This window comes from Novosphingobium sp. AP12 (genome assembly GCF_000281975.1).
Lineage (GTDB): Bacteria > Pseudomonadota > Alphaproteobacteria > Sphingomonadales > Sphingomonadaceae > Novosphingobium.
Genome location: NZ_AKKE01000177.1, coordinates 1 through 8,126, shown reverse-complemented (window position 1 = coordinate 8,126; position 8,126 = coordinate 1). Strand labels below are relative to the sequence as shown.

General features: G+C 66.1%; 12 protein-coding genes. 5 read left to right on the top strand and 7 right to left on the bottom strand.

The genetic code is table 11. From position 1 onward, the window contains the following. Positions 1–27: 27 nt before the first annotated feature. Positions 28–726: a LytTR family DNA-binding domain-containing protein gene (locus PMI02_RS25305; RefSeq protein WP_238539160.1), complete on the top strand. Its 699-nt coding sequence runs from the start codon at positions 28–30 to the stop codon at positions 724–726. Positions 727–795: 69 nt separating this feature from the next. On the opposite strand, the gene PMI02_RS25300 is transcribed toward PMI02_RS25305, so the two are convergent. Then, positions 796–1,098: a UrcA family protein gene (locus PMI02_RS25300; RefSeq protein ID WP_007688450.1), complete on the bottom strand. Its 303-nt coding sequence runs from the start codon at positions 1,096–1,098 to the stop codon at positions 796–798. Between the two features lie 267 nt (positions 1,099–1,365). Here PMI02_RS25300 and PMI02_RS25295 point away from each other — a divergent pair, with 267 nt between their 5' ends. Genes PMI02_RS25295 through PMI02_RS25285 form a run of 3 tightly spaced genes read left to right on the top strand, consistent with a single transcriptional unit; the run spans position 1,366 to position 3,437 of the window. Next, a complete protein-coding gene (locus tag PMI02_RS25295; RefSeq protein ID WP_007688448.1) occupies positions 1,366–1,635 on the top strand; it encodes a hypothetical protein in 270 nt (89 codons plus the stop codon). A 36-nt stretch (positions 1,636–1,671) separates the two neighbouring features. After that, complete coding sequence (locus tag PMI02_RS25290; protein WP_007688445.1) at positions 1,672–2,553, top strand: diacylglycerol kinase family protein; 882 nt, start codon at positions 1,672–1,674, stop codon at positions 2,551–2,553. Further along, positions 2,553–3,437, top strand: a complete 885-nt coding sequence (locus tag PMI02_RS25285) for a metallophosphoesterase (protein ID WP_007688443.1) — start codon at positions 2,553–2,555, stop codon at positions 3,435–3,437. The genes PMI02_RS25290 and PMI02_RS25285 overlap by 1 nt, the downstream gene beginning before the upstream one ends. Before the next feature lie 89 nt (positions 3,438–3,526). On the opposite strand, the gene PMI02_RS25280 is transcribed toward PMI02_RS25285, so the two are convergent. From PMI02_RS25280 to PMI02_RS25270, 3 genes are read right to left on the bottom strand one after another with little or no spacing between them, the layout of a single operon-like run. Next, positions 3,527–4,237: a GIN domain-containing protein gene (locus PMI02_RS25280; protein ID WP_007688440.1), complete on the bottom strand. Its 711-nt coding sequence runs from the start codon at positions 4,235–4,237 to the stop codon at positions 3,527–3,529. Positions 4,238–4,262: 25 nt separating this feature from the next. Beyond that, the gene (locus PMI02_RS25275; protein ID WP_007688438.1) at positions 4,263–4,829 is read right to left on the bottom strand and encodes a DUF1700 domain-containing protein; all 567 of its coding nucleotides are present in this window, start codon (positions 4,827–4,829) and stop codon (positions 4,263–4,265) included. Further along, the gene (locus tag PMI02_RS25270; RefSeq protein WP_007688428.1) at positions 4,819–5,205 is read right to left on the bottom strand and encodes a PadR family transcriptional regulator; all 387 of its coding nucleotides are present in this window, start codon (positions 5,203–5,205) and stop codon (positions 4,819–4,821) included. The genes PMI02_RS25275 and PMI02_RS25270 overlap by 11 nt, the downstream gene beginning before the upstream one ends. A 322-nt stretch (positions 5,206–5,527) precedes the next feature. Here PMI02_RS25270 and PMI02_RS25265 point away from each other — a divergent pair, with 322 nt between their 5' ends. Beyond that, positions 5,528–5,761 carry a ribbon-helix-helix domain-containing protein gene (locus PMI02_RS25265; RefSeq protein ID WP_007688426.1) on the top strand — a complete coding sequence of 78 codons (234 nt, stop codon included), beginning with the start codon at positions 5,528–5,530 and terminating at the stop codon, positions 5,759–5,761. 3 nt (positions 5,762–5,764) lie between these two features. On the opposite strand, the gene PMI02_RS25260 is transcribed toward PMI02_RS25265, so the two are convergent. The 3 genes from PMI02_RS25260 to murA form a co-directional block, all read right to left on the bottom strand. Continuing rightward, a complete protein-coding gene (locus PMI02_RS25260; protein WP_007688424.1) occupies positions 5,765–6,250 on the bottom strand; it encodes a hypothetical protein in 486 nt (161 codons plus the stop codon). Positions 6,251–6,422: 172 nt separating this feature from the next. Then, positions 6,423–6,638, bottom strand: coding sequence for a hypothetical protein (locus tag PMI02_RS25255; RefSeq protein ID WP_007688422.1), 216 nt, complete (start codon positions 6,636–6,638; stop codon positions 6,423–6,425). 67 nt (positions 6,639–6,705) lie between these two features. Continuing rightward, a complete protein-coding gene (murA, locus tag PMI02_RS25250; RefSeq protein ID WP_007688420.1) occupies positions 6,706–7,989 on the bottom strand; it encodes a UDP-N-acetylglucosamine 1-carboxyvinyltransferase in 1,284 nt (427 codons plus the stop codon). Positions 7,990–8,126 lie beyond the last annotated feature (137 nt).

Genomic DNA, 8,126 nt, shown 5'->3' with positions numbered 1-8,126 from the left:
GGGGGGGGGGGGGGGGGGGGGGAGCCGCTGGCGGTCGAGCGCATGCAGGTGATCTGCTCGCGGATCGAGGGCATCTCGGTGATCGGCACCGCCAGCGACGGCCAGGCCGCGCTGCGCCTGATCGAGGCGCTGGGCCCAGACCTCGTCCTGCTCGACCTGACGATGCCCGAGACCGACGGCCTTGCGGTCGCGCGCAGGCTGGGCGGTCAGGCGGACGCGCCGGCAGTGATCTTCGTGACCGCGCACGACGAGTTCGCGGTGGAGGCGTTTGACCTCGACGCGGTGGATTACGTGCTCAAACCCGTCGCGCCTGACCGGCTGCAGCGCGCGGTCGCGCGCGTGGTGTCGCGCCGGGGAGAGCGCGCGCAGCCGCCCGCCAGCCGCTGGCTCGAGGAATTCTGGGTGCCTCACCGCTCCGAACTGGTGCGCGTGGCGGCAGCCGAGGTCTACCGGATCGATGCCGAACGCGACTACGTCCGTCTTCACGTCGGCCAGAACGCGGGCGGGCAGAGCTACCTGCTGCTCCAGACCATCACCAGCCTGGAGGAGCGGCTCGACCCCGAGCGCTTCATCCGCATCCACCGCAGTTGCATCCTGCAACGCTCCCACGTCTCGGGCCTGCGGCACGAGGGGCTGGGCGTATGGTCCGCCGAAACCGCGGACGGCGAAGCGCTGCGGATCGGGCGAACGTATCTTCCGGCCGTAAAAAAAATGGCGGGCCGCTAGGCCCACCATCAGTGTTTTTCCGGGTCTTTTCTCTTTTGGGACCTGGATGAATGGGGAGCCTGGCGGCGCTCAGCCGCCGAGGCGGGTGTTCTCGACCGCGCTGGCGACTTGCTCGCGAACCTGCGTCACGGCCTGCTTGTAGCACTTGCGGTCGAGGCTGGCGCCGAGGATCGAGCCAGTCTTGGCCGGCTGCATGGTGCAGACCGAGCGGGCGGCCTCGTCGATGCGGCTCTCGAGCTGCTGCTGGCCTGCCGTGGTTGCGAGATCGAGATCCTTGTAGTTCACCTGCGTAGTGGCGGCGAATGCGGTGGGGGCGGCGAACAGGCCGACGGTGCAAAGGGCGGCGGCGGCGACGAATGCGGTCTTGAACATGATATTTCCTCCTCAGGGTTGAGCCTTGGGGAAGAGTTTCTCCGTTCGGCTCGATGATTGTGATGTGCACCCGTTCCCCCCGCCGATCACGCGGACGTCGACTGCCGGCCATGGCGATCCGACGAAGGCGTGGGCGACAGGACGAACGACTTTCACAGCCGACGAACGACGATGGTTCGGTAAGTAACTGCGGCGAATCAACAGTCGCCGGATGGCGGCAAACGCCGAACTGGCGCCCATCGTCCGCGCGCGATACAGTGGCGGTCCATGTTTTCGATCGTGCTGGTATTCTGCTTCGGGGTGCTGAACTTCGCCGCGCACAAGGCGGTGATCGACAGCGGGCATCCGATGATCGCGCAGGTGCCGTGGTTCTTCCAGTCGCTCGGCGGACGGCTCAGCCTCGTGGTCGAATTCGCGATGCTGCTGGGCGCTCTCATCATGGCAGCCGCGGGTTCGGCCGGATGGGCCTGGGTCTATGCCTTCTACACCGGGCTCAACGGCCTTTCGGCGTGGCTGATCTTCAGCGGGCGTCTTTGACGGGAACCCGGGGCACTGTCGGGGGCTTTTGCGCGCATGGAACATTTTGACGGCGAACATCCGGGCCGGGGCTCGAAAGTCTGGCTGGTCTGCAACCAGGCCAGCGGCAGCAACGACGAGGCCGCCGTGCAGGCGGTGGTCGAGGCGCTCACCGCGGCGGGTTTCGATCTCGACCGCGTCCTGCGCTTCCCCGACGAGCCTGCGCCCCATGCGGCCGAGCTGGACGCGTCGGGTGTCCACATGCTGTGCGTCTTCGGAGGCGACGGCACCACGCATTCGGTCGTGACTTCCGCCTGGGAATGGGGCGGATCAGTGCTGGTTCTGCCCGGCGGGACGATGAACATGCTGTCCAAGCGCATGCACGGCGACGTGCCCGCGCCCGAGATCATCGCGAAACTGGGGCACGGGCCGGTACGCACAGACCGGCCCTGCGTGATCCGCTCGCGCCACGGCATCGGCCTCACCGGCGCCTTGGCCGGGCCGGGCACGGTCTGGAACGAAGTACGCGAGGCGATGCGGGCGGTGAACATCCTGGAGTTCGTCAGCACTGCGCGCGAAGCGATCAGCCAGTCCGCCAGCGGCGCCAAGGTCATGTGTGCCGATATCGACTGCGGGCGCGATGAAGGCTATGCCGCGATCACGGTGACCCCGCACGACGATGGGCTCGAGGCGAACGGCTATTACGCCGAATCGCTGGCGGACTACGCCGGGCAGGGCATCGCCTTGCTCAACCGTGACTTTCGCGACGGTCCGCACGACGAACTGGGCCGGCACAAGCGGCTGCGGCTGGTCTGCCCGACCGGCGAGCCAATGGGCCTGCTGATCGACGGCGAGCCGTTCGACGGCGGTGAAGAAGAGATTTTCGAACTGTCCGCCTGTAAGGTGGACCTGGTGACGACGAAGGAACTGGACGGATAATGCACGGCAAGGTCGGCTCCATGCACAGCGGTCCCCTGCGGCTGTTTCACTTGAGCGACATCCACTTCGGGCTGGAAGATCGCCGGGCGCTGGACTGGGTCAAGGCCTGCATCGAGCGCGAAAAGCCCCACGCCGTCGCCATCACCGGCGATCTCACCATGCGCGCCCGGCACCCCGAATTCCGCGCCGCCTGCGAATGGATCACTGCCCTCGACGTGCCGGTGACGGTCGAGGTGGGTAACCACGACATCCCGTATTTCAACCTCTACGAGCGGTTCTTCGCACCCTACAAGCGCTTCAAGGCGATCGAGCGGCTGATCGAAACCCAGCTCGACCTGCCCAATCTCGCGATCGTGCCGCTGCGCACCACCACCCGCGCGCAGTGGCAGCGCTTCCCGTGGTCGAACGGCTGGGTGACCGAGCGCGCCTTGAACCACACCCTGGAAGCCATCGACGCACTGCCCGAAGGCACCCGCGTGCTGATCGCCGCGCACCATCCCCTCACAGAGCGCCGCGCCGACGGCAAGCTGCTGACGATCAACGGCACCAGGACGATGGAGGTCCTCGCCGGCCGCAAGGTCATGGGCATCATGACCGGCCACATCCACGACCCTTTCGACCTGACCGAACAGACTCTCGCCGGGCCTCTGCGCATGATCGGCGCGGGCACCCTGTCGCTGCGCATCCGCTCGACGCCGCCCAGCTTCAACGAGATCGTCATCGACGGCGACCAGGTCAAAGTCACCGCCCGCAATCTCGAGCAGGTCTCGACGCCGGACATGCAGATCGACAAAGTGCCCGAGAACGCGATGCCCCCGCGCACTCCGGAAGAGCCGGTCTCGCCGGTCGGGACGGTCCCGCCGGTCGATCCGCCGGTGCATTGAGGCAGGTCTTCTCCTCCACCTCTCACACACGGCAAAAGGCCGCCCCGTCCTGAGACGGAGCGGCCTTCGCTGTTTTCTCGCTGGAGAAATCAGTAGTCGTGGTCGATGTCGCCGATGCCGTTCATGCGGCTGCGCAAGGTGGCGGGCTTGCGGACCAGCGTGACGTTGCCGGCGCCGTTGATCTCGACGTCGACGGTGCCCGTGGCGCCGAGAGTGACGTCGCCGACGCCGTTGATGCGTACGGTGGCGTCGCGGCCCTGGACCTTGCCGAGGTCGATGTCGGCAGCGCCTGCGGAAGTCACGAACATGCGGTTGACCTTGCCCGAGGCTTCGAGGTCGATCGCGCCGTGGGCGTTGAGGCGCAGGCTTTCCTGTTCGAGACCGTTCAGCGTCACGTCGCCGGGGGCGTCGAGGTCGAGGCCGGCGATTTCTGGCGCGGTGATCTGGACCTTGAGGCCGCGGTGGATGTTGGCCGAGCCGTTGATCGAGAGGCGACCGTTTTCCCAGACCAACCGGTCGACGACGCCCGCCGGGCCGGTCACGGTCATCTCGGGCTTGTCGCCGCGGGTGAAGACGAGTTCGACCGGGATCTCCATGGCGATCTGGCTGCCCGACACGATCGCGAAGCTGCGGGTCTTGCGGGGCCCCTTGTCGTCGTGGTCGTCCGAGTGGATGCCCCAGCCGTTCTTTTCCTCGATCTCGCGGGTGAAACGGTCACCCCCGATGGCGAAGGCCGCGCCGAACGCGACGATCGAGAGGATCACGCCGCTGGCGAATACGATGAGCAGTTTCTTGAGCATTGTCCTGTCCTTTCCTGTTTCGCGTTCAGTCTTCTGAGTGGATGGCGGGTTCGATGACCCGGTAGTGCAGGCGGCCGAACCACATGAGGGCATTGATGATCCAGATGCTGACCAGCGTCAGCAGGGCGCCGGCGGCGACCGCCGCGCTCATGAGGCCGAGACCGCCCAGGATCGCCACGAGTATGCCGCCCGGGAATGCGGTGAAAGGCCCCGCGATGAGGATCAGGCCTCCGCAGATGAAGGTCGCCACGGTGGCCACGAACAGCCCGAACACCACGCCGATGATCGGCAGCACGATCGGCAGCAGGATCAGGATGTCGATGGTTGCAAGGCCCATGAAGGCAAGGATCGCGCTCCAGGCGGAGGATGGCGTGCGCTCGCTTTTCCAGTTGTGGAAACCGGCTTCGAAGCGCAGTTCGCGGGCCAGACGTCCCGGATTTCCGAGCGCTGCGGCGACTTCCTCTTCGCTGCGGCCCTCGGCGAGGCCCGCTTCGAAGTGCTCTTCGTAGTCGGCGACGATCTCGTCGGCGACGTCCTGCGGCATGCCCTTGAGGCCGGCCTTCAGGCGCTTGATGAACTCGTTACGCTTCATGGCTGGTTTCCCCTTCCTGCATTGGCGCCTCAGGCGTGGCGATCTGGTTGTCGGTGTCGGCAGCGGCGATCAGGCCGTCGACGGCAGCGGTGAAGCCGCGCCACTCCCCGACCTGCTCGGCAAGGCGCGAGCGGCCCGTCTCGGTGATGCGGTAGTACTTGCGCGAAGGACCCGAGGGCGATTCCTCGAGATAGGTCGCGACGAGGCCTTCGGACTGCATGCGGCGCATGAGCGGGTAGATCGTCCCTTCGCCCATATCGACCGCGTCGGCCATGCGGCTCGCGATCTCGTAGGCGTAGCTGTCACCCCGTGACAGCAGGGCGAGCACGCACAGGCCGAGCACCCCTTTCTTTAGCTGGATTTCGATTTCGGACATCGAATCATCTCCTGTCGATGATCGAGTGTATATGGACAGGTATCGTGTAACGCAAGATACCTTGTGATGAAAAGTACAGGTTGGTGCATGATACCTTGCTATGACAAGGTATCATGCGGTGCGTGATGGCCTGCGAAGCTGAAATTGGGAGTTGGTGCGGCAGCTTGAATGGGGCCGCTGGCCGCCTTGAAGCGATGCTTCTCGGACGGCCCGCAAAGGGTCACTTGCTGACAGGCGGGTGCGTTTCGGCCAGCGATCGCCGCCTTCGCGGGACGACGAGACGTGGCCTTCCGCTGTTCCCAATACCCGACTACGCTAGGGCATGCCCACTCCCTACCACCCGCCCATCAAGCGCTCTGTCGAGATCGCCGGCCACAAGACCTCGATCAGCCTCGAGCCGGTGTTTTGGGACTTGCTGCGACGGGTGGCGACGCGTGAGGCCGTGCCGATCAACGCGCTGGTCGCGCGGATCGACGCGGAACGGCTGGAAGCGGAAACCCCGCCCGGCCTCGCGAGCGCGATCCGGGTGTGGCTGGTGGTCTCGGAGCTGGGGTGAGGCTCAGGCGGCCTGGCGCACGTCCATGGAACCGCCGAGAATGGATTCCAGGCTGATGGGCCCCCAGCCGGTGCGATCGACGGAGACGCAGACGTGGTCGGGATGCGACCATCCGGCACGCGCACTCCCATGCAGGACGCGCATGTCCTCCGGGGCGGCGGCGGGATCGTTGGTGAGGAAGAAGGTGCCCTCAGGCGTCTCCAGCACCCGCCTGTCACAGACGCTGGCGTAGCGGCGCGTGGTCAGGCAGTTCCACGCCTGCGGGTCGGACGTGCCGCGCACGAGGTGCTTGGTGCCGGGCAGACCGGCAAGGTGGACGGGGTTGCCGACGTTGCCGAGAATCCACACGGTGTCGTCCGCGGCGACACGAGCGCGCCAGACTTCGCAGATGCGCCGGCCCATTTCGCGGATGTGGTCGAAGCCGTGCGGGTGGGCATGGCGCACACTATTGCCGTCGAAGTTGAGGTCCGCGACAAAGTGGATCGCCATTTCTTGCTCCTGTCCGGCAGGTCCGGTCCTTTTGCCGTTCCCGCAAGACTTTCAACGGCTTGGGGACTGGATTCGTTCCAGCGTGGAAGGCGCGGGGAAACGAAAAAGGCGGGAAGCGGAACATCGTCCGCTTCCCGCCCTTCGCAGGTTCGTTCAGCTCAGCAGGTGGAACTCAGTAGGTTGACGGAGGATCGCTGGCCGGGAAGCTCTCGTCTATCGCCTCGTCGGTCTTGCTCCAGGCCTTTGGGGGCGTGGTCATGTGTTCTGGCCCGGAATCACGGACATGCGTGTTGCCTCCGGCCAGGCCGAGTTCTTCCTTGTGCTTGTTCGCGTACTTGTAGAGCGCGTAGCCAACGGCGCCGGCCGCAGCCAACTTGATAAGGCCCATGACGGTTCTCCTCTCGGTATCTCGAGGGAAAGAACGCGCCATGTTGCCCGAAGGTTTCTCGGCTTATTTACTCACCGCCCACGCGTTCGATCTGCGCGCCGACCAGCGCCAGCTTCTCTTCCAGCCGCTCGTAGCCGCGGTCGAGGTGGTACAGGCGGTGGACCTGCGTCTGGCCCTCAGCGGCGAGGCCGGCGATGACGAGGCTCATCGAGGCGCGCAGGTCGGTGGCCATGACGTCGGCGCCGGTCAGCTTGTCGACGCCATGGACGATGGCGGTGCGGCCCTTGGTCTCGATGCGCGCGCCCATGCGGTTGAGTTCGGGAACGTGCATGTAGCGGTTCTCGAAGATCGTCTCGGTCAGCACGCTGGACCCCTCGGCGCGGCAAAGGAGCGCCATGAGCTGGGCCTGCATGTCGGTGGCGAAGCCGGGGTAGGGCGCGGTCGAAAGGGTGACGGGGCGCAGCTTGCCGTCGGCGGCAACGTGGAGGCCCTCAGCCGTGGGCTCGACGTGGACACCAGCGTCGCGCAGGGCCTGCACCGTCGCTTCCATGTCCTCGATCCGGGCGCCCTTGAGGGTGACTTCACCCCCAGTGATGGCGGCGGCGCAGGCGTAGGAGCCGGCCTCGATGCGGTCAGGCATGACCATGTAGGTAGCGCCGTGGAGACGGGGGACGCCGTGGATGGTGATGTCCGAGGTGCCGATGCCCTCGATCTGCGCGCCCATGGCCACCAGCAGGTTGCACAAGTCGACGATCTCGGGCTCGCGCGCGGCGTTGTGAAGAGTGGACTTGCCGTTGCACAGCACGGCGGTCATCAGCGCGTTCTCGGTCGCGCCGACGGAGACCACCGGGAACGAGTAGCGACCGCCCGGAAGGCCGCCGTCCGGGGCGATGGCACGCACGTAGCCGGCGGCCATCTCGATCGTTGCGCCAAGCGCTTCCATGACCTTGAGGTGCAGGTCGATCGGGCGGTTGCCGATGGCGCAGCCGCCGGGCAGCGAGACGGTGGCCTCACCCATGCGGGCCAGCATCGGGCCCAGCACCAGGATCGAGGCGCGCATCTTGCGCACGAGATCGTAGGGGGCGACCGAGCTGGTGATCCGCGTCGCCTGCAGCGTCATCACCCGGCCGAAGTCCTCGGGACGCGAACCGGCGATTGCGGTCGAGACGCCGAACTGGTTCATCAGGTGCTGGAACCCGTCAATGTCGGCAAGGCGCGGCAGGTTGCGCAGCGTCAGCGGCTCTTCGGTGAGTAGCGCGCAGGGCACCAGGGTCAGCGCTGCGTTCTTGGCACCCGAGACGGGAATCGTGCCGGAAAGGCGCTTGCCGCCCTCGATGATGATCTTGTCCATCCCCGTCCTTTAGCGGCAAAAGCGGGCCGGGCAACGGGGCGCCAAGGTCATCCAACCGAAAAGAACGGCGGATTAAAGCTTCCTTAGGGTTAACATGGCCTTGTTGCGCAATAGGCGTTTAGGCGCTTTAACCGCAC